This window comes from Streptomyces sp. NPDC058198, from assembly GCF_042882605.1.
Lineage (GTDB): Bacteria > Actinomycetota > Actinomycetes > Streptomycetales > Streptomycetaceae > Streptomyces.
On sequence record NZ_JBHVVP010000001.1, the window covers coordinates 1,342,802 to 1,366,860 of the forward strand.

The 24,059-nt window shown below is 69.6% G+C and carries 24 protein-coding genes; 8 read left to right on the forward strand and 16 right to left on the reverse strand.

Features of this window, described 5'->3' with window-relative positions; translation table 11 throughout:
• Positions 1–15: 15 nt before the first annotated feature.
• Positions 16–402 (reverse strand): hypothetical protein, encoded by a 387-nt coding sequence (locus ACFVWW_RS05980; protein WP_384337810.1) that lies wholly within the window; start codon positions 400–402, stop codon positions 16–18.
• Between the two features lie 205 nt (positions 403–607).
• Positions 608–1,099: a GNAT family N-acetyltransferase gene (locus ACFVWW_RS05985; RefSeq protein WP_386876175.1), complete on the reverse strand. Its 492-nt coding sequence runs from the start codon at positions 1,097–1,099 to the stop codon at positions 608–610.
• Positions 1,100–1,192: 93 nt separating this feature from the next.
• Between ACFVWW_RS05985 and ACFVWW_RS05990 the strand changes: the two genes are divergently transcribed.
• The 5 genes from ACFVWW_RS05990 to ACFVWW_RS06010 all read left to right on the forward strand — a co-directional run bounded on the left by ACFVWW_RS05990 (position 1,193) and on the right by ACFVWW_RS06010 (position 3,455).
• On the forward strand, positions 1,193–1,564 hold the full coding sequence (locus ACFVWW_RS05990) for a hypothetical protein (protein WP_386876811.1): 372 nt from the start codon (positions 1,193–1,195) through the stop codon (positions 1,562–1,564).
• 53 nt (positions 1,565–1,617) lie between these two features.
• A complete protein-coding gene (locus tag ACFVWW_RS05995) occupies positions 1,618–2,115 on the forward strand; it encodes a DUF317 domain-containing protein (RefSeq protein WP_386876769.1) in 498 nt (165 codons plus the stop codon).
• 93 nt (positions 2,116–2,208) lie between these two features.
• Positions 2,209–2,634, forward strand: a complete 426-nt coding sequence (locus ACFVWW_RS06000; protein ID WP_386876177.1) for a hypothetical protein — start codon at positions 2,209–2,211, stop codon at positions 2,632–2,634.
• Between the two features lie 40 nt (positions 2,635–2,674).
• Positions 2,675–3,154: a hypothetical protein gene (locus ACFVWW_RS06005; protein ID WP_386876179.1), complete on the forward strand. Its 480-nt coding sequence runs from the start codon at positions 2,675–2,677 to the stop codon at positions 3,152–3,154.
• 67 nt (positions 3,155–3,221) lie between these two features.
• Positions 3,222–3,455 carry a recombinase gene (locus ACFVWW_RS06010; protein WP_386876181.1) on the forward strand — a complete coding sequence of 78 codons (234 nt, stop codon included), beginning with the start codon at positions 3,222–3,224 and terminating at the stop codon, positions 3,453–3,455.
• A gap of 27 nt (positions 3,456–3,482) precedes the next feature.
• Here ACFVWW_RS06010 and ACFVWW_RS06015 read toward each other — a convergent pair whose 3' ends face one another.
• Both ACFVWW_RS06015 and ACFVWW_RS06020 read right to left on the reverse strand, forming a co-directional pair.
• The gene (locus tag ACFVWW_RS06015; RefSeq protein WP_386876183.1) at positions 3,483–3,962 is read right to left on the reverse strand and encodes a hypothetical protein; all 480 of its coding nucleotides are present in this window, start codon (positions 3,960–3,962) and stop codon (positions 3,483–3,485) included.
• A 310-nt stretch (positions 3,963–4,272) separates the two neighbouring features.
• A complete protein-coding gene (locus ACFVWW_RS06020) occupies positions 4,273–5,325 on the reverse strand; it encodes a sodium:calcium antiporter (protein ID WP_386876185.1) in 1,053 nt (350 codons plus the stop codon).
• A 462-nt stretch (positions 5,326–5,787) separates the two neighbouring features.
• Between ACFVWW_RS06020 and ACFVWW_RS06025 the strand changes: the two genes are divergently transcribed.
• Together ACFVWW_RS06025 and ACFVWW_RS06030 are read left to right on the forward strand one after the other, a co-directional pair.
• Positions 5,788–7,095, forward strand: coding sequence for a Dyp-type peroxidase (locus ACFVWW_RS06025; protein ID WP_384181260.1), 1,308 nt, complete (start codon positions 5,788–5,790; stop codon positions 7,093–7,095).
• Positions 7,096–7,160: 65 nt separating this feature from the next.
• The gene (locus tag ACFVWW_RS06030; protein WP_384335309.1) at positions 7,161–8,198 is read left to right on the forward strand and encodes a cytochrome D1 domain-containing protein; all 1,038 of its coding nucleotides are present in this window, start codon (positions 7,161–7,163) and stop codon (positions 8,196–8,198) included.
• On the opposite strand, the gene ACFVWW_RS06035 is transcribed toward ACFVWW_RS06030, so the two are convergent.
• The 9 genes from ACFVWW_RS06035 to ggt all read right to left on the reverse strand — a co-directional run bounded on the left by ACFVWW_RS06035 (position 8,174) and on the right by ggt (position 20,570).
• A complete protein-coding gene (locus tag ACFVWW_RS06035) occupies positions 8,174–9,340 on the reverse strand; it encodes a Cmx/CmrA family chloramphenicol efflux MFS transporter (RefSeq protein WP_384335312.1) in 1,167 nt (388 codons plus the stop codon). The genes ACFVWW_RS06030 and ACFVWW_RS06035 overlap by 25 nt on opposite strands.
• Before the next feature lie 428 nt (positions 9,341–9,768).
• Positions 9,769–11,316, reverse strand: coding sequence for an NCS1 family nucleobase:cation symporter-1 (locus ACFVWW_RS06040; protein ID WP_384181254.1), 1,548 nt, complete (start codon positions 11,314–11,316; stop codon positions 9,769–9,771).
• Between the two features lie 158 nt (positions 11,317–11,474).
• Positions 11,475–12,476 carry a TIGR03842 family LLM class F420-dependent oxidoreductase gene (locus tag ACFVWW_RS06045; protein WP_384181252.1) on the reverse strand — a complete coding sequence of 334 codons (1,002 nt, stop codon included), beginning with the start codon at positions 12,474–12,476 and terminating at the stop codon, positions 11,475–11,477.
• Positions 12,477–12,496: 20 nt separating this feature from the next.
• Positions 12,497–13,900 carry a dihydropyrimidinase gene (gene hydA, locus ACFVWW_RS06050; RefSeq protein ID WP_384181250.1) on the reverse strand — a complete coding sequence of 468 codons (1,404 nt, stop codon included), beginning with the start codon at positions 13,898–13,900 and terminating at the stop codon, positions 12,497–12,499.
• 247 nt (positions 13,901–14,147) lie between these two features.
• Positions 14,148–15,434, reverse strand: a complete 1,287-nt coding sequence (locus ACFVWW_RS06055) for an aspartate aminotransferase family protein (protein WP_384181478.1) — start codon at positions 15,432–15,434, stop codon at positions 14,148–14,150.
• Positions 15,435–15,439: 5 nt separating this feature from the next.
• Positions 15,440–16,282 (reverse strand): nitrilase-related carbon-nitrogen hydrolase, encoded by an 843-nt coding sequence (locus tag ACFVWW_RS06060; protein ID WP_384181248.1) that lies wholly within the window; start codon positions 16,280–16,282, stop codon positions 15,440–15,442.
• Between the two features lie 187 nt (positions 16,283–16,469).
• The gene (locus tag ACFVWW_RS06065; protein WP_386876189.1) at positions 16,470–18,017 is read right to left on the reverse strand and encodes a hypothetical protein; all 1,548 of its coding nucleotides are present in this window, start codon (positions 18,015–18,017) and stop codon (positions 16,470–16,472) included.
• Positions 18,018–18,145: 128 nt separating this feature from the next.
• Positions 18,146–18,529 (reverse strand): PPOX class F420-dependent oxidoreductase, encoded by a 384-nt coding sequence (locus ACFVWW_RS06070; protein ID WP_384181244.1) that lies wholly within the window; start codon positions 18,527–18,529, stop codon positions 18,146–18,148.
• A gap of 223 nt (positions 18,530–18,752) precedes the next feature.
• On the reverse strand, positions 18,753–20,570 hold the full coding sequence (ggt, locus tag ACFVWW_RS06075; RefSeq protein WP_386876191.1) for a gamma-glutamyltransferase: 1,818 nt from the start codon (positions 20,568–20,570) through the stop codon (positions 18,753–18,755).
• Positions 20,571–20,715: 145 nt separating this feature from the next.
• On the opposite strand from ggt, the gene ACFVWW_RS06080 reads away from it, so the two are divergent.
• Complete coding sequence (locus ACFVWW_RS06080; protein WP_384181240.1) at positions 20,716–21,453, forward strand: hypothetical protein; 738 nt, start codon at positions 20,716–20,718, stop codon at positions 21,451–21,453.
• Between the two features lie 155 nt (positions 21,454–21,608).
• Here ACFVWW_RS06080 and ACFVWW_RS06085 read toward each other — a convergent pair whose 3' ends face one another.
• The 3 genes from ACFVWW_RS06085 to ACFVWW_RS06095 are packed head-to-tail and all read right to left on the reverse strand — an operon-like array spanning position 21,609 to position 24,050.
• The gene (locus tag ACFVWW_RS06085) at positions 21,609–22,466 is read right to left on the reverse strand and encodes an amino acid ABC transporter permease (protein WP_384335327.1); all 858 of its coding nucleotides are present in this window, start codon (positions 22,464–22,466) and stop codon (positions 21,609–21,611) included.
• Positions 22,463–23,107, reverse strand: coding sequence for an amino acid ABC transporter permease (locus ACFVWW_RS06090; protein WP_384181235.1), 645 nt, complete (start codon positions 23,105–23,107; stop codon positions 22,463–22,465). Before ACFVWW_RS06090 ends, ACFVWW_RS06085 begins: the two co-directional genes overlap by 4 nt.
• Before the next feature lie 10 nt (positions 23,108–23,117).
• Positions 23,118–24,050 carry a glutamate ABC transporter substrate-binding protein gene (locus ACFVWW_RS06095; RefSeq protein WP_386876194.1) on the reverse strand — a complete coding sequence of 311 codons (933 nt, stop codon included), beginning with the start codon at positions 24,048–24,050 and terminating at the stop codon, positions 23,118–23,120.
• Between the last annotated feature and the right edge of the window lie 9 nt (positions 24,051–24,059).

Sequence of the window (24,059 nt, forward strand, 5' to 3'; positions counted from 1 at the left end):
CCCCGCCACGGCGCTCTACTCGGCCATCTCCTCGGGAGAACGACGGGTGATCTTCATACCTGCTTCGGTCTCCACCAGGGTCACTGCACCGATCCAGTCGCCGTCCGGGTACTCCCAGTTGGCCGCATCTTCGAGGACCACCGGGAGCTGATCACGAGGCACCAGCTCCCCGGGCTGGAAACCCTTCTCCCCTGACGGCGACGTCCACGGCGCAACTCGACGAACCTCGATCCATCCACGATCGATGAGACTGAGCAAGATCCCTGCCAGCTCCTTCACGGGTCGGGACCGATCGGCATCGTCGAGATCTCCCCAGACACCAGCCAGGATGTCGATCTCATACGAATTGACCATGAACGCTTCCTCGGACTTGGTCAACGCCTGCCACTCACGCTCGCTCATCCACCGATCATCGCAGGACACCCCGGCAATCGTTTCCGGTCACAGCACTAGCTAGGTCGGGGGGAGATTTCGGCGGCCAGGCCCGTGTACCTGGCATTGCGCCCCCAGCCTCCTGACTGACCGCAGGACATCCGGACCGTACAGAAGGACCGGACACCTTGACACAGCCACGGAACAGAGCCGCCCCGGCCGACGCAGCAGCATTCTATAGATCCTTGCGAAGGGCTCGGTTGACGTCGGGGTTCCTGTCGGGCCGGTACGAGGTGATCGGCATGTATCCCTGAGCGCGGTACAGCGCCAGGGCCGCGGTGTTGGCGACGCCGGTCTCCAATTGAATGCACGTGGCGCCCCTGAGTTTCGCGTCGGCTTCCAGATGCAGCAGGATCTCCCGCCCCAGGGACTGGGCACGGGCCGCGGGGCGGACGTACATCCGTTTGATCTCTGCGGTATGCGTGTCCAGGAACCACCATCCGCCGCACCCGAGCGCGTTCCCTTCTTCGTCCCGCGTCAGCAGGAACAGCCCGCGCGGCAGGGCGAACTGGGAGATGGGGGTGTCGGCGGGGTTGTCGGCGAAGCCGTACATCGAGCGCTGTTCGTCGTGTAATCCCAGCAGAAGCTGTTGGACCACAGGGTCGTCGTACGGAGCGGGAGTTATCGTCCAGGCGGGCCGGATACCTGGACGGGTGGTGTGTGTCATGGGCCTGATAATGCCCGGTCGACGGCGTCCACGAGATCGCTTCGTGACCGCCACGCAGCACCCGTCCTGTGGGAGATCGCCCGCGGGCACGTCGTGGCCACCAGCTCCCCGGGACAGCCGTACGTCCCCTACCGGGACGCCCGCGTGCTGACCAGCACGCTGCGGTCGCTGGAGGCCAAGGACCTCGCCGAGCGCGTCCCCAAGTCCGCGTCCTCCGTGTACACGGGCGGACCGCTTCAGGACCGGGTCCGTCTCACCTCGGCCGGAGCCATCGCCCTCGCCTCCGCCCTCGGCCTCCCTCCGTCCACCGGGGCCACACCCGGTACGACACCTCCGCCTGTCCCCACCGCCGCACAGACGGCCGCCCGCAGCCGCTCTCATCCGGAGTCACGCCACCCCATGTCTCCCCACGGCACCTGGGCGGAGCCGGACTCGACCGGCTCACCGACGCGCTCGGCCCGCTGATCCACCTCTTCGGCCGGCCCCCGCAGCGCGACGTCGCGACCGGGCGCGTCGCCATCGACAGCCCCGACGGCAGCCTCTTCCTCGACTTCACCCCCAGCGACCCGGCCGGCCGATGGTGGACCGTCGCCCACCACGAGCCTTACTGGGAGGTGCGGTTCAGCCGGCAGACCCCGATCGAGGCCATCGCTGCCTTCACGCAGGCTCTGCCCCAGCTGATCGGCGACCGCCGCCACTTCGACCGGATCCCTCTCACGACCAGCACCCTCGCCGAGATCGCCGACCTGAATCACTGGCGTGCAGACGACGGCACCTTCACTTCACGCGACGGCCGCTGCCTCCTGCGGCACACCCCCGGTGACGAGACCCTTTGGCGCTTCCAGCACCACGTGTACGACGGATTCGACACCCACTGGCACGCCTCCTTCACACAGGACACCCCCGAACGGCTCGTCACCCAGCCTTGCCGGAGCAGAGGAGAAACTCGCCCAGCTCGACAACCTCATCGCCCGGCACTCGACAACGGTCAACCCGGGGATGCCGGCCATCGCTGACATCGCCATCCACACCACCGGCACACCCACGGACCCGCACCAGCCCTGAATACCCGTGGTCGCCGCGAAGCTGCACCTCCTACGCTCCATCCCATGCGCAGTGTGTTCGTATTCCCAGCAGGTGAGCGAGCTGAGACGGTCGCCTCACTCGATCGGCACCTGCCCCAGCAGCGCGATCCGTGGACTGTGGACGGCAACCTCTACATCGAGATCGACGATGAACAGACCGGCTACCTCTTCTCCGACTGGGATCCCGACGACGTGGCGGTCCTCGAAGCGGCCCTCGGGCACCATCCCACCTGGGCAGTCCAGATCGACATCTCCGGGCGGATCGACGGCACCGCAGAGCTTCACCAACTTCTCGCGCTCCTAATGAAGCACGGAGGCTTGGCGACCGACGACTACTCCGCCCACCCCTGGACCTTGCAGGAAATCGATTCTGGAGCAGTGAACGACGGTCTACGCTTCTTCGACTTTCGTGCCTACCACGAACTCAACCGCAAGCAACGACACTCCTGACTCGATCACCACTCAGCAGAAGTTCAGAGAAAGTCGACGCATGAACCCAGCAGACGATCACGCGGACGCAATCGTTCTGAGCGCCGAAGAGTACGACGCGGTACGTGCAGCCATCACCGCTGGCGCCAGCCCCCGAGCTGGCGGACAGCCGCCCACACTCAACTCTTTGCTCGAACAGTGGAGCGACATCGCCGCGGAACTGGAACAGCAAGGCTACTCGGACTGCGCACCCGAGTTCCACAACAGCATCTGGTGCCGAAGCGCCCTCGCGAGGGTCTGGCCGCTGCTGCCCCTGCGCGTCCGGTCGATCAGACAGCCCGAGCTCGACCGCATCGACGAGCAGTATCGCCAGGCCACAGTTCCCTGGCCTGGCCGACCCGAGGACGGGGCTGGGTGGTGGGACCGGCGGGTTCCCCGTCGCCTGGATGTCGAGGCCGCAGAGCACCGCGAGGGAGACTGGCCTTTGGGTTGGGAAACAACACCGTTTGCCAGGCCAGCGGCCGTCGAGGTCATCACCTGAGGGTGACCTTGCCCGAATTGGCCCGGATCAACGGAACCAGTTCAGAGAAGCGTGCATCCGCTGCCCGATGTTGCACGTCAACCCCAAAATGCTGGCCCGCCTCGACGAACTCGAGAAGGATCTCCTCGCCCGCGGGTACAGAACTGAGAGGGAGGGCCGGGCCGGTGAGATCGAAGGACTCACCCTCACCCTCGCCCTCCTCCGCTCCAAGCCCGACGAGTCCCAACGCATGGCCCGCCGTCCAGCCGTCGACCTCGGCATCCCCAAACCCCGCCCCCGCGCTCTCGGGGCCGACGAATGATGCAGGCGCCCCCGCGGCACACGACACTCACGTCGTCGCGCCGGCCCACCCCTCGGTGTTCCGGTGCTTGCCCAGGCCCACGGCCGTGAACTCGTCCTCCCGCTTACCAGCACGGACACCAAGTTCGCGCAGAGCCCGGCAGAGGGGAGTGCCCTCAGACGAGGGCAGCTCACCTTCGACAAGGTGGAGCGGTCCCAGGACGAGCTGCCCGTCGCGCCAGACCGCCACGTTCTCCTCGCCGAGACCTCCGAAGTACTCGGCTTCCACATAGGCGACGGAGCCTTCCTTCGACCACGCGGCCAGCACACGGTCGAAGCCGGACGGAAGGCTCCAGAAATCGGTACGGCAGTGCTGGTCAGCACCAGCTACCGCATCCGACAAGGCATCAGATACGGGCAGCAATGCCAGACCTTGCCGCAGATCTACGACGCGAGCCGAGGGCAGACCGCCAACCACAGCAGCCAGCAAACCGCTCCCCGCGATCACTGCCTTGAGGTCATAGCTCAACCCCCTCACCCTCCCCATCACTCGTCATCGCGCTGAGCTTGGCACCCCGAGCCACGCCGATCGGCGCGACCCCTGGGCGTCGACATCGAGACGCCCCCAGTCCCCTGACCCACGGAGCCTCATTTCCGAACCACATACCCCTGGTCACCCAAACGAATGAAGTGCAGAGAAGCACCGGCGAATACTGCCTGCCGCTGGAGCCGCAGAGAACGTGTGTCACCGGCACCCCGGCCGACAAGCAGACTATCGACCGCCCCACGCCCCTTCCGGCCCGCCTCTGGCCTGAAGTGGGCGTAGCGGTCGAGCGGGGTCAGGACAGGATCGGGATCAGTCCGAGGGCGAAGACGACGTAGAAGCCGGCCGCGACCGCGAGGCGGGCCGGGGTGAGCCTGTGGGCGCGCATCGTCGCCAGCAGATAGGTGATCGCGGCCATGGTGATCAGCCCGGACCACAGCAGCGCGCCGTCGAAGTGCCAGGTGGTGAACAGCAGCCCGATGCCGCTGGGGACGGTGGCCTGGATCATCATGGAACCGGAGATGTTCGCCAGGGCCAGCTTCGTCTTGCCCTGCCGCACCCAGATCACCGCGTTCATGATCTCCGGGAGTTCGGTGGCGATCGGGGAGAGCAGCAGCGCGGTCACCGTGGCGGACAGCCCGAGCATGGGGCCGATGAGATCGAGCTGCTTCACGAAGTAGTGCGCGGCCAAGAAGATCACCGCGAGGGCGGCCAGGGTCTGCGCCACCACGGCCCAGGTGGCGGGGGACGCGGCCTTGGGCTGGAACTTCAGCGGCTCCAGCTCCTCTGTCTCCTCCTGGGCTTCAGCGGCCCGGCTGCTGCGGATCTCCCGCCAGAAGTAGACCGCGTAGGCGGCGAAGAACAGCAGGCCGAGTGCGGGCTTGAAGGCGAAGGCGACCAGGCCGAGCGAGACCTTGACGATGAAGATCGGCAGGAACCACTGCTGGTCCTTGGCCAGGCGCTTCATGTCCTTCTCGTCGCCCAGGGCCGGAGCATCGGGTCCGCCGGGGGCCATACCGGTGTCGGCCAGTACCAGCAGACGCTCCTTGCGGTGCTTGAGCAGCAGCATCGTGCCGGTGACGCCGTAGGCGACGGTGGCCAGGGCGAGGGGGCCGCCCATCGCCGCGCCGACGCCGATGTTCTTGGCCTCTTCCGTCCCGCCGGTGGTCACCGCGACCAGCGTGACCACCGACTCGGGCAGCGCGGTGCCGAAGGCGGCCAGGATCGTACCGACGGCCATCTTCCCGACCTTGAGGCGTTCGCCCAGCCATTCGACCGCGTTGACGAACCACTCGCACGAGAGATAGATCGCCACCGCGCACACGATGAGCAGAAGAAAAGGGATCACGGGACTCGTCCAGCCTTCCCGCACCGGCGGGGGCTCCGAAGGACGACCGGCACGAGGGCGGGGCACGGCTTCGGCCCCTGCCGACACGCATACGGTCGTCGACAAACAGGACCGAAGGTCTCGCCCGCCCGCACCGTGCGGGCCCGGCCACCGGGAACCCGCAAGCGGGTTCCAGTGTGTCGACGACCGGTTCGCGGGGCTACTCCCCTTCGCAGCTCCGAACCCTACACCCGCCGGACCACCGCCCCCTCCGGCGGCGCCTCACTCTCTTTCGGGCGCCGTCGGCCGCGACGGTCCCACCGCGCCCAAGCGTGACCCGGCCCGCCGCCAAGGCGACGCGCCGAGGTGGCATCTTTCTGTTTTATCCATATATTGATTTTTATCTGGACTCATCCCTCAGCAATCAGGCACGGTCCAGGCGTTGGCCGGCCCAGCCACCGGGCTCCTTCCGAGAGGGGAACCATGACTGAGGAAACACCTCTGGCCCAGGACGAAGGGTGGAGCGGCGGAGAATGCCCGGCGGGCGCCTTCGCACGCCGGTCCTTCCTTCACAGCACCGCGGCGGGTGTGGCAGGAGCGGTCGGCGGCGGACTTCTCGGCAGCGAGGCGGCACACGCCGCGGCGCCCGCCGCAGCCCCGGACGCGGGCAAGGCCGACACCGGCACGGTCCCGTTCTTCGGATACCACCAGTCCGGCATCGCTGACCCTCCCCAGCAGGACGCGATCTTCCTCTCCTGCGACGTGACCGCCTCGACCCGCGCCGAACTCACCACGCTCTTCCGCACGCTGACCGCGCGAGCCCGCTTCCTCACCTCGGGCGGGACACCGCCGGACGTCTCCGCGACGTCGGCACCCTCCGACAGCGGCATCCTGGGGCCGAAGATCCAGGCCAACCATCTGACCATGACGGTCGGAGTCGGGGCGTCCCTCTTCGACGGCCGCTTCGGGCTGAGCGGGCGCAAACCGGTCCAGCTCGTCGCCATGCAGCCCTTCCAGCACGACGATCTGGACCCCGAGCTGAGCAACGGTGATCTGCTCATCCAGCTGTGCGCGGACCACCGCGACACGACGGTGCACGCGCTGATCGACATCCTGACCAGGACCAAGGGTGCGATGAAGCTGCGCTGGCGCATCGACGGCCAGCGCAATCCACCGCGCCCGGTCGGCGTCCGGCGCGACTGGTTCGGCTTCAAGGACGGCATCGCCAACCCGGACACCACCAACACCGCCCAGATGAACCAGGTGGTCTGGACCCAGCCGCACACCGACGAGCCCGCCTGGGCGGCCGGCGGCACGTACCACGTGGTCCGCATCGTCCACTTCCACATCGAGGCCTGGCAGAAGGTGCCCGTGGCCCAGCAGGAGCGGATCTTCGGCCGGCGCAAGGCGAGCGGCGCCCCGATGTACGCGGAGTCCGAGAACGCGTCGGACCTCCTCGACCCCATCTACACCAACGACCCGCACGGGCTGATCACCCCGCTGAACTCGCACATCCGGCTCGCCAATCCCCAGACGCCCGAGACCGCGGCGAGCAGCACCATCCTGCGTCGCAGCTTCGACTACGACCGGAGCCCCAACGTCCCCGAGCTCGACATGGGGCACGCGTTCGTCTGCTTCCAGCGCGAACTCAACTCGTACATCGCCATGCAGAAACGGCTGGAGGCCGAAACGCTCGTGCCGTACATCACTCCGCGCGGCGGGGGCTACTTCTTCGCCCTCCCCGGCGTACGCGACAAGAACGACCACTACGCACGCGGACTCCTGGCCTGACCCCTGCCGTCGGGGACCACGCCCGGAACACAGACCAAACCATCGCGACGCACGCGGGAGGCGAGATGCATCACCCCCTGGGAAGCCGGGCCGGCACCATCCGCGCACGACAGACGAGGAAGCTCCGGCCGGCGCTCGCGATCGGCGCCACGATCCTGCTGGCGTCGTGTACGAAGGCGGCTCCGGTGCCGACCGCGGCCGAGGCCCCGGCCCCGTCCGACAGCGCCCGCGTGTACGTCACCAACCAGCTCGACGACACGCTCTCGGTCATCAACGCACGCAGCAACAAGGTCATCGCGACCGTACCGGCGGGCACCGCGCCCGAAGGGGTCGCCGTCGCCACCGACGGCAAGCATGTGTACGTCGCCGACAACGGGTCGGCCCGGGTCTCGGTGCTCGACACCCGGACCAACAAGATCGTCAAAACGGTGGCGGTCGGCAAGGGCCCCTCGGGAGTCGCCCTGAGCCCGGACGGCAAGCGCCTGTACGTCACCAACGGCGGTTCCAACAGCGTGTCCGTGATCGACACCGCGACCTACAAGGTGGCCGCGACCGTCAAGGTCGGCGTCTCCCCGGTGAGCGTGGCGGTCAGCCGCGACGGTGCCACGGCCTACGTCGCGAACGCCGGTTCGACCAAGCTGTCCGTCATCAACACCGGCACGAACCGGGTCACCCGGGACCTCCCCGCCGGCCGCTCACCGGTGGCCGTCGCCATCAGCCAGGACGGCAAGACCGCCTACGTGGCGAACGAGACGGCGCAGACCGTCTCCGTCATCGGCACCGGCGACGGCACGCTACGGACCGTACGGGTGGGCGAGGGCCCCTTCGACGTGGCGGTCGGCCCGGACGGCAGGACCGCGTACGTCGCGGTCCTCGGCCCGGGCAACGTAGCCGTCCTCGACAGCGGCGGCTCTCGCGTCTCGGCGACCGTTTCCGTCGGCCCTCCGGGCACCGACCCGTTCAATCTGGAGGTCACCAAGAACGCCCTCTACGTCACGAATCAGGGCGCGGGCACCGTGTCGGTCATCGATCCGGGAACCCGTAAAGTCACCGCGACCGTCACCGTCGGCAACAGCCCCTACGGCGTCGCGGTGAGCCCCTGACGGCCACCCGCCCCCCAGGCCGCGGCGGCGGTGGCGAGTGCGAGGGACACCAGCAGCGCGCTGACCCACAGCGGCGAGCGGTACCCGAGTCCCGCACCGATCGCGATCCCGCCGAGCCAGGGGCCGATCGCGGCGCCCACGTTGAACGCGGCCGTGGCGAACCCGCCGGCCAGGGCCGGCGCCCCGGTCGCCACGTAGAACACCTGCGAGATCAGCGTGGACCCGACCGCGAACGAAAGCGCCCCCTGGACAAAGACGAGAACGAGCGTCGCCACCGGGTTCCCGGCCGATACCGCGAACACGACCCAGCCGGCCAGCAGGACCACCCCGCCGGTCACCAGCAGCTGGGCGGGCCGCACATCGGCCATGCGGCCGCCGACGGTGACACCGACGAACGAGCCCAGACCGAAGAGCGCGAGCATCGTGGGCACCCATACGGAGCCCAGTCCGGTGACGGAGGTCAGCAGGGGCGCGAGGTAGGTGAACGAACAGAAGGTCGCGCCGTTCACGAGGGCACCCAGCAGCAGGGTTACCAGAAGCCGCGGCTCGCGCAGCGACCGCAGTTGCCCTCGCGCGCTCGTGCGGGAGGGGTCGGGAGCACCGGCCGGTACCGCCCGCAGGATCGCGATGACGGCCGGCACGGACAGGACGGCCACCGCCCAGAACGCTGAGCGCCATCCCCAGAGCTGACCGAGCAGAGCGCCGGCGGGAACGCCCACCACGCACGCGAGAGTGATGCCACCGAGCAGGGTGGAGGTGGCGCGGCCCTTGGCGTCCGGCTCGACCAGACCGGTCGCGGCCACCAGGGCCACCGCCAGGAACCCCGCGTTGGCCAGCGCTCCGACGAACCGCGTGACCAGCAGGACCGCGTAGCTGGTGGTCACCGCACCGAGGATATGGACGAGCAGGAAAACGACCAGGAAGACCAGGAGCGCGCGACGCCGCGGCCAGCGCAGGCTCATCATCGCCATCAGCGGCGCGCCGATGATCATTCCCACCGCGAACGCGGAGGTCAGTGCCCCCACTGCGGGAAGAGAGACACGCAAGTCACTTGCGATGTCCGGCCCGAGGCCGGAGAGCATGAACTCGGACGTCCCCTGAGCGAAGACCGCGAGTCCGAGAACGTAAAGGGCCAATGGCACAGCAAAGCTCCGCAACCACATCGTGGATCGAATGAATCGGCAAGGCAGCGGTGGATGACAACCGCGCGAGAACCCGCCGGGGTCACGGAAGTGACGCACGGCCGAGGTCGACAACAGCCCGCACTCAGGCGATCCGGTGGCAGAGGTCACGACGGACAGCGCCCGCGGCCTGATGGGCGGCGGAGCTTCTTCTACGCGACATCACAAGCAGCCACCGGACGACCGGTGGCTAGAGTCTTGCGGCCTCGGGACTGGACACGTGCGCAGATTAGTCGGCCGCCACGCACCCCGTCCACGCGTTTAGCGGCAGTAGCGGCCGATCGCCGTCGCTGAACTTCGCGTCGCGGCGGACCTGGATGGTGACGGTGCGGCCGTCGGCCGAGACGGTGCCGCGGAGCGGCGCGAGCGGCCGGCTCGCGCCGCTCCGCTCAGACCGCCGAAGGGCCGCCGGCTCCGGCCGCCGGACGGGCCGAGCGGGTCAGGGCGACGTACAGCACCAGCGAAGCCGCGAGGCCGACCGCCCAGCCGTAGTCCGCGAGCGGCTTCAGGAAGGGGATCAGCCCGTCCTCGGGGAACGGGCCCGTGCCCGGCGCCGAGTGCGATCCGCCCACGGCCAGCAGACCGCCGACGACGAAGGCGATCACCGCCCGTGGATTCCAGCCGTTCCTGTACCAGTAGCGGCCGCCGGGGCGGTAGAGGTCGCCGAGGTCGAGGACGGTGCGCCGGATGATCCAGTAGTCCGCGATCAGGATGCCCGCGACCGTACCGAGCAGCCCGCCCACCAGACCGAGCCAGGTGAAGATGTACAGCTCAGGGGTCGCGGTGAGCTTCCACGGCATGATCACGACTCCGACCACACCCGTGATGAGCGCGCCGGTACGGAAGTTGATGATCTTGGGCGCGAGATTGGCGAGGTCGTACGCGGGCGAGACGACGTTGGCGGCGATGTTCACCGAGATCGTCGCGATCAGTACGGTCACCAGCGCGAAGAGCAGCCCGAAGACATTGTCGGTCTTGGCGGCGAGCGCGACCGGATCCCAGACGGCGGCTCCGTACACCGCCTGCGATCCGGAGGTGACGAACACCGACAGCAGCGCGAAGAGCGTCATCGTCGTCGGCAGGCCGAGCGACTGGCCCCAGATCTGGGCGCGTTGGCCCGCGCCGAAGCGGGTGAAGTCGGGAATGTTCAGGGACAGCGTGGACCAGAAGGCGATCATCCCCATCAGGGACGGGAAGAAGACCGGCCAGAAGTCCGCGCCCCAGCCGAGCTGGGACGGCTGGTCGAGCAGCGGCCCGAGACCGCCCGCCTTGACGGTGATCCAGACGAGCAGCACCAGCGCGCCGACGATGACGAACGGCGCCGCCCAGTTCTCGAAGCGCCGCAGGGTGTCCATCCCCCGGTAGATGATGGCGAGTTCGAGCGCCCAGAAGAGGACGAAGCAGACCCAGAGGGTCCACGGCTGACCGCCGATCTTCGACGCCTCCGCCCAGCCGCCGAAGATCTTGCCGAGCAGGACGAAGATGCCCTGTCCGCCGATCCAGGTCTGGATCCCGAACCAGGCGCAGGCGACCGCCGCCCTGATCAGCGCCGGCAGATTGGCGCCGCGCAGGCCGAAGGAGGCGCGGGCGAGTACGGGGAACGGAATGCCGTACTTCGGCCCCGCGTGCCCGGTCAGCAGCATCGGGAACAGCACGATCAGATTGGCCAGCGCGATCGTGAAGACCGCCTGCTTCCAGTCCATGCCCAGCGTGACGAGACCGGAGGCCAGCAGCCAGGACGGAATGTTGTGCGCCATGCCGACCCAGAGCGCGGCGAAGTTGTACGTCGTCCAGCGGCGGCGGGCGACCGGGACGGGCAGCAGGTCGTCGTTGACGAAGCGGCTGTCGTCCGGCACCGCGCCGGGCGGCAGTTCGACGCGGCCCTGGGGATCGGCTATCGGCCCGCCGGAGGGGACGGGCGGTACGGTCGCGGTCATGGCGGCTGACCCTTCGTTCGAGGGCGGCGGTCGGGGACGTCGAACGGGGCCGTGCGGGGATGCGGCCGCTCGGACGGGGGACGGGTGCGGGGACGGGGACAGGGACGGGTGCGGGGACGGGGACGGGGACAGGGACGGGTGCGGGGACGGGTGCGGCGTCAGCTCTGGAGCGCGGGGATGATCTCGGCGCCGTACGCGTCGATCGTCGCTTCCTTCGCGTCGTGCATGTTGTAGACGGCGAACTGGTCGACGCCCAGGTCACGCAGCGCCGTCAGCTTCTCGATGTGCGCCTCGACCGGGCCCAGCAGACAGAACCGGTCCACGATCTCGTCGGGCACGAAGTCCGTGGACGGATTGCCCGCCCGGCCGTGATGGCTGTAGTCGTACCCCTCGCGCCGCTTGATGTAGTCGGTCAGGGCGTCGGGCACCAGCCCCGAGTCCTCCCCGTACCGGGACACCAGGTCGGCCACATGGTTGCCGACCATCCCGCCGAACCACCGGCACTGCTCCCGCGCGTGCGCGAGATCGTCGCTCACGTAGGCGGGGGCCGCGACGCAGATCGTGACGGAGTCCGGGTCGCGCCCGGCGTCCGACGCCGCCGTACGGACCGCCTTGATCATCCACTCGGTGAGGAACGGGTCCGCGAGCTGGAGGATGAAGCCGTCGGCCTTCTCGCCCGCCATCGCCAGCGCCTTGGGGCCGTACGCCGCCATCCACACGGGCAGTTTTCCGTCCCGCACCCAGGGCAGCCGCAGCGACTGCCCGTCGACGACCGCCTCGCGGCCCTCCCCCAGGTCGCGGATGACATCGATCGCCTCGCCCAGCCGGGCCAGGGTGTTGGGCTTACGGCCAGCGACCCGCATCGCCGAGTCGCCGCGCCCGATGCCGCACACGGTGCGGTTGCCGTACATCTCGTTCAGGGTGGCGAAGGTGGAGGCGGTCACCTCCCAGGTCCTGGTGCCCGGGTTGGTGACCATGGGCCCCACGGTCAGTTTGGTGGTGTGCTCCAGAATGCGGCTGTAGATGACGAAGGGCTCCTGCCAGAGCACGGCCGAGTCGAAGGTCCAGCCGTACCGGAAGCCGTTGCGTTCCGCGCGCCGCATGAGTCCGACGACCGCCGAGGCCGGCGGGTCGGTCTGGAGGACGAGTCCGAAGTCCATGGCCTGGTCGCTCCTATGTCCTAGGTGAGGTACTGACAGGTCGAGCGGGGGGTGTACTGCCCGTGTCCCGCCCGGCCGGTGAACGTCCGCCCGTCGATGACGAGTTCACCGCGGGACAGCACCGTCTCCACCCGTCCGGTGATCCGCTTGCCCTCGTACGCGGAGTAGTCGACGTCCATGTGGTGCGTCTCGGCGGAGACGGTCTGTTCGGTGTGCGGGTCGTAGATGACGACATCGGCGTCGGCGCCCGGCGCGATGGTGCCCTTGCGCGGATAGAGGCCGAACATCCTGGCCGGGGCGGCGCAGGCGATGTCGATCCAGCGGCGGCGGGTGATGTGCCCGTCGACCACCGCCTGATGAAGCAGGTCCATCCGGTTCTCCACCCCCGGCATCCCGTTGGGGATCTTGGAGAAGTCCCCGCGGCCCATCTCCTTCTGCCCGGTGAAGCAGAACGGGCAGTGGTCGGTGGAGACCACCTGGAGATCGTCGGTGCGCAGTCCGCGCCACAGGGCGGCCTGGTGCTCCTTCGGCCGCAGCGGGGTGGAGCAGACGTACTTGGCGCCCTCGAAGTCCGGCTCGGCGAGGTTGTCGGTGGAGAGGAAGAGGTACTGCGGGCAGGTCTCGCCGAAGACGGGCAGTCCCTTGTCGCGGGCGGCCGCCAGCTCGGCGACGGCTTCCTCGGCCGAGACATGCACGACGTACAGCGGCGCGTCGGCGACCCGCGCGAGCTGGATCGCCCGGTGGGTGGCCTCGGCCTCCAGCAGGGTCTTCCGTACCTCCCCGTGGTAGCGCGGGTCGGTACGGCCGGCCGCCAGGGCCTGTTCGACGAGGACATCGATCGCGATGCCGTTCTCGGCGTGCATCATGATCAGCCCGCCGTTGTTCGAGGCACGCTGCATGGCCCGCAGGATCTGGCCGTCGTCGCTGTAGAAGACCCCGGGGTAGGCCATGAAGAGCTTGAACGAGGTGATGCCCTCCTGGACGAGGAGGTCCATCTCCTTGAGGGAGCTCTCATTGACGTCGGCCATGATCATGTGGAAGGCGTAGTCGATCGCGCAGACGCCGTCGGCCTTCGCGTACCAGGCGTCCAGCCCCTCGCGCAGCGCCTGTCCCGGCGACTGGATGGCGAAGTCCACGATGGTGGTGGTGCCGCCCCAGGCGGCGGCCCGGGTGCCGGTCTCGAAGGTGTCGGCGGCGAAGGTGCCGCCGAACGGCATCTCCATATGGGTGTGGGCGTCGACTCCGCCCGGGATGACGTATTTGCCGGTGGCGTCGATCGTACGGTCGGCGGTCCAGCCCCCGGCCACGTCGGAGCCGTGCGCGGCGAGGGCGACGATCCGGCTGTCCTCTATCAGGACATCGGCATGGGTCTCGTCGGCGGCGGTGATGACGAGTCCGCCGCGGATCAGGGTGCGGGTGCTCATGGGTGGGTGGCGTTCCCTTTCATACGGTCGGCTGCTGAGCCACGGGGGCTACGGAGCAGCGAGGTCGACTGGGCTGCGGCGGTAGCTAGTGCCGCGACCGGAAATGTTTGCCCATCGGAGCGGCGTCCGGTGCGTGCGATCGCAAGGCGGCCGGAGGCCCTTGTAGCGGAGCTACTCGGGTCTTTGGCCAACGCGGCGAGCGTGCGTGCTGGGCGTCGCGACGGGGCAAACCTTTCCGGGAGGGGCACTAGGCGCTGCGCAGGGCCCGTTCGAGGATCGCGGCGCCTTCTTCCGCCTCGGCGACGGTCAGGGAGAGCGGCGGGGCGATCCGCAGCACGCTGGTGTTGTGGCCGCCGCCCTTGCCGATCAGCAGTCCGCCCTCGCGCGCCGCTTCCAGCACGGCGGACGCCGTCGCGGGCGCCGCCTCGTCCGTGCCCGGCTTCACCAGCTCGATGCCGATCATCAGCCCCCGGCCGCGCACTTCGCGTACGGAGTCGATGCCGGCGCCGATCGCCCGCAGCCGCTCGGTCAGCAGTCCGCCGACCCGGCGGGCGTTGCCCTGGAGGTCGTGCTCCAGCAGGTACGAGAGGTTGGCGAGACCGGCCGCCATCGTGACGGGACTGCCGCCGAAGGTGGAAATGGAGTTGGCGTCAAGGCAGTTCATGATGTCGGCGCGGGCGACGACCCCGCCGATGGACATGCCGTTCCCGATGCCCTTGGCGAAGGTGAGGATGTCGGGCGGGCCGTTCCCGGCGTGCGCCTGCCAGCCCCAGAAGTGTTCGCCGGTACGGCCCCAGCCGGTCTGCACCTCGTCGCTGATCCACAGGATGCCGTGCCGGTCGAGGACCTCACGGAACGCGGCGTACAGCCCGTCCGGCGGGGCGGTGAAGCCGCCGACGCCCTGGACCGGCTCCGCGATCAGCGCGGCGGGCGCGCGGGTGTGGCCGAGCAGATCCTCCAGATCGGCGACGCACGCCTCGATGAACTGCGCGTCGGTGAGGCCGGCGTACGGTCCGCGGGTGCGGACGCCGCCGTGTACGTACAGCGTCTGGAGCGGCGAGAGACCGGTCGGCGACCAGCTGCGGTTGCCGGTGATCGAGACCGTGGAGAAGGACCGGCCGTGGTAGCTGTTGCGCATCGCCAGGATCTGGTTCGACCCGCGGTACGCGGTCGCCAGCAGCAGCGCCGTGTCATTGGCCTCGGTGCCCGAGGTGGTGAAGAAGACCCGGGCGTCCGGGATGCCGGACAGGGTGGCGATCCGCTCGGCGAAGTCCACCATCGGGCGGTTGAGATAGAGCGTGGAGGAGTGGATGATCCGCCCGGCCTGCTCGCTCACCGCCTTGGTGACCTCGGGCAGGGCATGGGCGGTCATGGTGGTGAGGATGCCGCCGAAGAAGTCCAGATAGCGGTTGCCCTCCGCGTCCCAGACATGGCGGCCCTCGCCGTGGGTGATCTCGATCGGCCGGTCGTAGTAGAGCGCCAGCCAGTCGGGGAGGACGGCGCGGTGACGGCCGTACAGATCGGTCGCGGCCAGATGGGTCACGGCTGCACCAGCCCCTCGTACGCGTCGGGGCGGCGGTCCCGGTAGAACGCCCACTGCTGCCGCACCTCGTCGATCACGCCGAAGTCCAGGTCGCGTACGAGCAGTTCCTCCACCTTGTCGCTGGCGGTCTCGCCGACGAACTGGCCGCGCGGGTCGACGAAGTAGCTCGTCCCGTAGAAGTCGTTGTCGCCGTACTCCTCCTGGCCGACGCGGTTGATCGCGGCGATGAAGTACTCGTTGGCGACGGCGGCGGCAGGCTGTTCCAGCTGCCACAGGTAGCCGGACAGACCGCGGGAGGTGGCGGAGGGGTTGTAGACCAGCTGGGCGCCGTTCAGCCCGAGCTGGCGCCAGCCCTCGGGGAAGTGGCGGTCGTAGCAGATGTAGACCCCGACCCGGCCCACGGCGGTGTCGAAGACAGGCCAGCCGGCGTTCCCCGGCTTGAAGTAGTACTTCTCCCAGAAGCCCTTGACCTGCGGAATGTGGTGCTTGCGGTACTTGCCGAGATACGAACCGTCGGCGTCGATCACGGCGGCGGTGTTGTAGTAGAACCCGGACTGCTCGACCTCGAAGACCGGGACCACGATCACCATCCCGGTCTCCCGGGCGAGATCCTGCATTCTGCTGACGGTGGGGCCGTCCGGCACGGGCTCGGCCCACCGGTAGTGCTCCGGCTCCTGCACCTGGCAGAAGTAGGGCGCGTTGAACACTTCCTGGAACCCGATGATCTGCGCGCCTTGCCTGGCCGCCTCGCGGGCGTGCTCCTCATGCTTGGCGATCATGGACTCGGTATCACCGGTCCAGGTCGCCTGTACGAGTGCGGCGCGTACGACTCCGGCCACGAGCTGCTCCTTCGGCGGGGGCGACGATGAACTTCTACGCACGTAGATACGATGCGTTGGAGGAGAACGTAAGCCCCGTCACACACGGGGGCAAGACCATCGTCGTTAACCCGCAGAGTCGATCAAGTTTCACACCCGAGCGGTCGACAACGTGCGACTCTCATCAAGAACGATCAGACGGCCGGCCTCAGGGGCCCGGGATTCCCGCCACGCGCAGGGCGTGGACGAGGTCGCGCTCGCGGGCCGTCGAGACGGCGCGCGCCGCGTCGAGCAGCTGCGGGACGAGGCGGCGCGGGTCGGGCGCGGCGACGAGCGCCGCGTCCTGGGGCGTACGGACCTGCACGAAGGCGCTCAGCAGGGCCTGCGCCTCATGAGCGCGGCCGGCCTCGCCGAGCGCGAGTACGGCGTCGGTGATCTCCTCGGCGGGCCGGGAGACACCCTGTCGCAGCAGCTGTCCGCAGTCGTCGTCCCTGCCGGCCACGGCGAGCGCCCCGGCCGCCGCGGCGAGCTGCGCGGGCGGCAGGAAGGCCGCCTCCCACAGAAGCTCGGCCCAGTCGGCACCGAGCCCGGCGCGGTGCAGCTCGGCGGCGAGCAGGGGCAGCTGCTCGGGGGGCCTCCCCGCCGCCTCGCAGAGCACGACATGCGCCTCGCCGCTGCGCCCGTCGGCGCGCAGCCGGATCAGCGCGTCGACCGTTTCGGCGGCGGCCCGCCGGTCCTCCGGCGAGTGCGTGGGCGCCACCTCCTGGGCGGGCGCGGCGGGCGCTCCGCCGAAGCGGGCGCCGCGCGGCGTGGCGGAAGCGGTGGGAGAAGGCACGGGCAGCACGGGCGCGGGCACGTCCTCGTCGGAATCTTCGACGTCGAGCCCGGCGAACCGGGCGCCGCGCGGCTTGCGCCGGGGCGCGGGCTTCTTCTCCCGCGGACCGGCCGCCGGTTCGTCACGGTCCTGGGCCGCCGGTTCGTCACGGTCCTGGGCGGCCGGTCCGTCGTCGGGCCGGCCCCGGTCCGCCCATTGCGGGGCGCCGGGGGCGGAGGGCCCGTCAGGATCCCGGTGGCGGGGCGCCGCGCCGGAACCGGCGCCGTACGCGTCCGCCGCCCCGTCGTCGCGGTCCCGCTGCCCGGTCCTTCGCGGTCCGCTGCCGAAGACCGAGGGTTCCTCCGGCTGCGGGTCCTGCGCGCGGAACCAGCCTTCCGGGGCCAGCGGACGCGCGGCGGTGGTGGCGCGGCCCGGGGTGGCCAAGGACGAGAGCCTGGCGCGGAGTTCGGCGCAGCGCGCGGACGCGCGCGCGTGGTCGTCGCGGATCCAGGCCAGGTCGTGGCTGAGCTGTTCCGCCTCGGGCGAGCCTTCCGGGGTCGTACGGAGCAGCCGGAGCAACTCCTCGGCGCGGCCCGCCGCGTGCATCTGCTCGCGCAGCATCAGCCGCAACCGCTCCGACAGCGCCTCGCTCCCGCCGGGCCGCCGGTCGTGCACGGCCGCGGACGCCGCGTGCAGTCGTCTCGCCCGCAGGGTCTCGCCCGCCACCGCCTGCTCGTCGCGGCCCGCCGCGAAGTCCTGGAGCAGTGCGTCCACGACATCCCAGGGCGGGATCTCGGCCCCGTCGAAGCAGGCGCGCAGGCCCTCGGGGTCACGGTGGAGGAAGACTCCGTACCAGCCGCCGTCCGGGTCGAGGAGCGACGTCAGATCCCGCAAATAGCGGGCGAACGACTCTATCTCCGCCGGGAGTTGATGCACCGCCATCGCTGCCCCGTCCCTGCCCTGCCGTGCCGGAGAAAGCCCTCCGGTCCGCAGGCATTCGACCTCAGTCGTGTTACGGGACGGCTACGCGCGGTTTTCCGGGAGGGTGCGGCACTCACCCGGCCACCGGATCAGAAGGTGACGGCGATGCCGGTCTGCGGACGCTTGCCGCGCCGGGCGATCCTCGCCGGCCAGTAGACCGCCCAGAGCTGCCAGGTGTATTTGCGGGACAGCAGCTTGCGCACGGCGTCCGTCGCGGGCTCGTCGAGCAGCCGCGCGGTGCCCTCCAGGGTCGGCGCCCCCTCGGGAATCCGCCCGCGTATGTCGCAAGCCGCCACGAGGACGCGGCTGTTGTTGCGGAGCCGCTTGACCTTCCAGGTGTCGGTTTTGGTCCAGATGAAAAGCTCGCCCCCCTCCACGGCATGCCAGACGGGGGTGGCGACACCCGTACCGTCCTTGCGGAAGGTGGTGAAGCTGACATAGCGGCTGCGGCCGATTTCGTCCAAGGTCGTCACGGACGGGAGACTACGCGGTTCCCGGGACGCGCGGCGTGGATCAGCAACTCCCGCCAGATGAATATCTCCCGGCCTCGGACGGGCACGAGCGCGCGGGTCTGCGGATCCTGACGCTGCTCTGACGCGGCCGCGACGCTGCGGCCATCCGGACACGGCTCCGGGCCCTGTCCGGACCGGGGGAACCGGCCGGACAGGACCCGGAAGACGTACGCCGTCGGCTCTGCTACTTGCCGGCCGGACGCACCACCATCGCCGAGCCGCCGCCCCTGCGGACCTTCTCCGCCGCGGCCACCCAGCGGCCGTCCGGCAGCCGCTGCACACCGGTCGCCGCGCCGATCTCCGGGTTCTGGGTGAAGGTGTGCCCGAGCGCCTCCAGCTCCTGGCGCACCGGGCTGTTCCACAGGCCGGGTTCGAGCTCCGTCGCCGCCGTGTTGCGCTGGCTGGCCCGGGGCGCCGCGATGGCCTCGACCAGCGGCAGCCCGCGGTCGAGCCGGCCCGTCAGCGTCTGAAGCACCGTCGTGATGATGGTCGAGCCGCCCGGCGAGCCGACCGCGAGCACCGGCCGGTCGTGCGAATCCAGCACGATCGTCGGGGAGATGGAGGAGCGCGGCCGCTTGCCGGGGCCCGGCAGGTTCGGGTCGTGGACCGCCGGGTTCGCCGGGGCGAAGGAGAAGTCCGTCAGCTCGTTGTTGAGCAGGAAGCCCCGTCCCGGCACGGTGATCGCACTGCCGCCCGTGGACTCGATGGTCAGCGTGTAGGCGACCACATTGCCCCACTTGTCGGCCGCCGTGAGGTGCGTGGTGTTCTCGCCCTCGAACGTCGTCGGCGCGGCGGTGCCGCCGGTCGCGCACGGCGTGGGATCGCTCGGGTCACCGGGCGCGAGCGGGCTCTTGAGGACCGCGTCGTCCTTGATCAGGCAGCCGCGCGAGTCCGCGAAGCGCTGCGAGAGCAGGCCCTTCGTCGGTACGTCCTCGAAGGCCGGGTCACCGAGCCAGCGGCCCCGGTCGGCGAAGGCTATACGGCTCGCCTCGATGAAGCGGTGCAGGTACTGCGCCTGGGTGGCCCGCGAAAGGTCCGTGCCCTCCAGGATGTTGAGGGCCTCGCCGACGCTGGTGCCGCCCGACGACGACGGCGCCATGCCGTACACATCGAGGCCGCGGTAGGAGACCTTCGTGGGCGCCTGGCGCTTCGTGCGGTACGCGGCCAGGTCCCCGGTGGTCAGATCACCGGGCCGGACGACCCGGCTCGCGTCCGGGTCGACGGGAGGCTTGCGTACCGTACGGACGATGTCGCGGGCCAGCTCGCCCTGGTAGAGCGCGCGGGTTCCCTTGCGCCCCAACTCCTCGTACGTACGCGCCAGATCGGCGTTCTTGAAGACCGATCCGACGACCGGCAGCTCGCCGCCGGGCAGGAAGAGTTCGGCGCTGGCCGGGAAGTCCGCGAACCGCGCCTGGTTGGACTGCGTCTGGGTGCGGAAGGTGTCGTCGACGGTGAAGCCCTGCTTCGCCAGCCGCTCGGCGGGCTTCAGCAGCCGGCCCAGGGACCGGCTGCCCCAGGCGTCCAGGGCGGTGTCCCAGGTCGCGGGGGTTCCCGGCGTACCGACGCTGAGGCCGCTGGTCACCGCGTCCGCGAACGGGAGCGGCTTGCCGTCCTCCAGGAAGAGCGAGCTGTCCGCGGACTTCGGCGCGGTCTCGCGGCCGTCGACGGTGTGCACCGTACGGGACTTGGCGTCGTAGTAGACGAAGTAGCCGCCACCGCCGATGCCCGCGGAGTACGGCTCGGTGACGCCGAGCGCGGCGGCGGTGGCCACAGCGGCGTCCACGGCGTTGCCACCGTCCTTGAGCACCTCGATCCCGGCGGCCGAGGCGTCCGCGTCGACGCTCGCGACCGCGCCTCCGTACCCCGTCGCCACCGGCGTCTTCACCGGCGCCTTCGCCGGCGGAGCCGCGTGCGACACCAGGGGCGGCGCGGCGGCCCCGACCGAGAGCATGGCCGCGGCAACGACCACGGCCGACACATTCCGAGCAGCGGGGCGACCCATCCGTACCTCCAGTGGAAAACAGTCCGCGCAGCGTAGCTTCACCGCACCTGCCCCGCCAGGATCGTCTCGAACACCGGTCCTTCCTCGCATTGTCCACGAAGTGGCCCGCGACGCGACCGGGGCGCCACCGCTACGATGCCCGCCCATGAATGACGACATACGCAACATCGTGCTCGGCGTGGTCGCCGCGGGTATCGGCGCCGCCCTGGGCTGGCTCGCCCGTACGTACCTCTGGCGGCGCAAGCTCCGCAGGAAGCAGGCGTTCTTCGGGCTGCCCGGCCACTCCGAATGTCTGCTGGTCGTCAATCGCGAGGCGGGCGGCGACGCGGTCCAGCGCTACGACGTCTTCGCCCTGCTGGAGCTGGCCGCCCTGATCAAGGACTGCGGCGCGCACGCCCAGATAGTCCAGCACGACACCGCGCGGCAGGGCTTCGGGGAGCGTACGGAGTTCTGCGTCGGCGGCCCGGCCGCCAACCGCCGGATGGCCGCCCATCTCCACTCGCTGCTGCCCGGCGTCGTGATCAATACGGACGCCGAGCCGGGCCCGGACCGCGGTGCCTTCCAGATCGGCTCCGAGCGCTACCGGCTCGAACCGGGCGCTGCCGAGTACGTCCTGCTGGCGCGGCTGACCGCCGGACAGGAGTCGAGACCGGTCTTCCTCTTCTGCGGGCAGCGGGCCATCACCAGCCAGGCGGCCTCGCGCTATCTGGCCCGCCACCACGAGAAGCTGGCCCGTAAGCACGGCGGCTCGTTCTGTCTGCTGCTGAAGGTGGTCAACTCGCAGGCGTACGGACCCGATGTGGTGGAGCTGGTCGCCGATGTGACCCGGGCGGCGATGGAGCCCGTCCCCGCCGCCCGCACGTCCCACCGGGCGAAGGACTGACCACGTCCCGCGCCGGCGACCCGCTCCCCGTCGAGCACAGCCCGACCGGCGCGCAGCTGACCTTCTCCCCGTCGGCGGCCGACCTGTCGTATCCGTCGGTACCGCCGCACGAGAGGTGATCTCCGGCTGCCGCCGGGCGGACCATTGCCCCTGAGCTACTGCCCGCGCGGCAGCAGCGTCCCTGGATCGGCCGGGGCGACGCCCACGGCCTCTGTTCTCGGATTGCGCCGCTGACGCCTGGCCATCCAGTTGGCGAACCAGGAGAGCAGCATGCACATCCCGATGTAGATCGGCGAAATCACCATCACCACAGGGATGAACGGCAAATCGTAGTCGAGATTCGAGGCGATGAGCTTGCCCGCGTGGAGAAACTCCTCATACGTGATCAGATAGCCGAGTGAGGTGTCCTTCAGGGCGACCACCAACTGGCTGATGATCGTGGGCAGCATGGCGCGGACCGCCTGCGGCGCCAGTACGTACGTCATGACCTGCGTCTTGCGCATGCCCAGCGCGTACGCTGCCTCCCGCTGGCCGGGCTCCACCGAGTTGACTCCGGTACGGAACACCTCGGCGAGCACGGAGCCGTTGTAGAGCGTCAGTCCGGCCACCAGGGCGGGCAGCGCCTGCACCTTGAGCGCCACGAAGATGAAGAAGATCATCACCAGCACGGGCATCGCCCGGAAGAACTCCACCAGCACCGTGGCCGGCAGCCGGACCGCCCGGTGGTCCGAGAGCCTGCCTGCGGCGAGGACCGCGCCGAGCGCGAGCGAGAGCGCCGCCGCGTACCCGAAGGCCCGCAAGGTGTTGCCGAGGCCGCGCAGCAGCAGCTCCTGGATGCCCTGGTACGTGAAGGGCGCCCACTTGGTGGCCGTGAACTGGTGGGTGTCGAAGAGCAGATGGAGCACCCAGCCGGCCAGCGCGACGATCACGGCCGTCGACACGACACCGTAGAGGCGGTGCCGCCGGCGGGTCCTGGGCCCCGGCAGGTCGTACAGGGCGGTCGGTTGGCTCATCGGGCGACTCCCCAGCGCTTCTCCAGGACATGGAAGAGCGCGCTGATCGACAGCGTGATGATCAAGTAGCCGACGGCGATCCAGATGAAGATCCAGATGATGTCGAAGCCCATCTCGCTGAGGATCTTGTAGGTGCCGAGCAGCTCGGTGACGCTGAACGCCCCCGCGATGGCCGAGTTCTTGGCGAGGGCGATCAGGGTGGAGCCGATCGGGGGGATGACCGTGCGGAACGCCTGGGGCAGGACGACCGTGCCCAGGGTCTGGCCGAAGCTCATCCCGAGGCTGCGGGCCGCCTCGCCCTGGCCCGTGGGCACGGTGTTGATGCCCGAGCGCAGCACCTCGCAGATGAACGCGGAGGTGTAGCAGCCGAGCGCGAGGACCGCGAAGAGCTGGAAGGGGAGCACCAGCCCGAAGCGCGGCAGGCCGAGCACGACCGCGAAGAAGAGCAGTGTCAGCGGGGTGTTGCGCAGCACGGTGACCCATACGGTGCCCAGGGCCCGCAGGGAGCGGACGGGCGAGACCCGGAACGAGGCCATGACGAAGCCGAGCGCCAGCGCGAGCAGTGAGGCGTAGACCGTCAGCTCGACCGTGCCGAGGAAGCCCTGCCCGTAGACGGAGAAGTTCTGGGTGAGTACGTCCATGGCGCGGGCCTCAGCTCGCCGGGTAGCGGTCGATGGGCGGGGGCGGAGTGGCCTTGCGGCTGGAGAGGCCGAGCGTCGCGTCGTACGCCTTCTGCCAGTTGCCGTTCTTCTCGTTGGCCGCGATGGCGTCGTCGAGGGCGAACCGCAGGGCGTTGTCGCTCCGGTGGACCCCGATGCCGTACGGCTCCTTCGAGAAGGGCTCGCCGACCACCTTGAGTTCATCGGGCACCTTGGCCGCGTACCCCTGGAGGATGGTGTCGTCGGTGGTGACGGCGGCGACCTGGAAGGTCAGCAGATTGTCCACGCAGACGGAGTACGTGTCGTAGCCGACGAGTTCGACGCGCGGGTAGTCGTGCTGCATCCGCTGGTACGAGGTGGAGCCGGCGGCCGAGCAGACGCGCTTGCCGTCAAGGTCCCGCGGCCCGTGGATGTCCGTCTCGGTGGCCCGTACGAGAAGGGACTGGCCGCCCAGATAGTACGGGCCGGCGAAGCCGACGAGCTTCTTGCGGTTGTCGTTGATGGTGTAGGTGCCGACGTAGAAGTCGACCTGCCCGTTCTGCAGGGCGGTTTCGCGGTTGGCCGAGGCGATCGTGCGGAAGCGGATGGTCTTCGGCTCGAAGCCGAGGAACGCCGACATCATCCTGGCGATCTCGATGTCGAAGCCGGAGTAGACGCCCGTGGCGGGGTCCTTCTCCCCCATGTACGGCTGGTCCTCCTTGGCACCGACGACCAGATACCCGCGCCGCTCGGCCCTGGCCCAGGTGACCGAGCCGGGCAGCCGGAAGCTCTTGTCCACCTGGTAGTGGGGCAGCGCGTCGGGCCGCGGGCCCTTCACGGGCGGGCTGCCCGGCTTTCCGCAGCCGACGGCGAGCAGGACGAGGACCAGCGCCGTAAGGGTTCTGCCGCGGTACGGCACGCGGCCGGCGGAGGTTGCACGCTTCATGGACCGCAC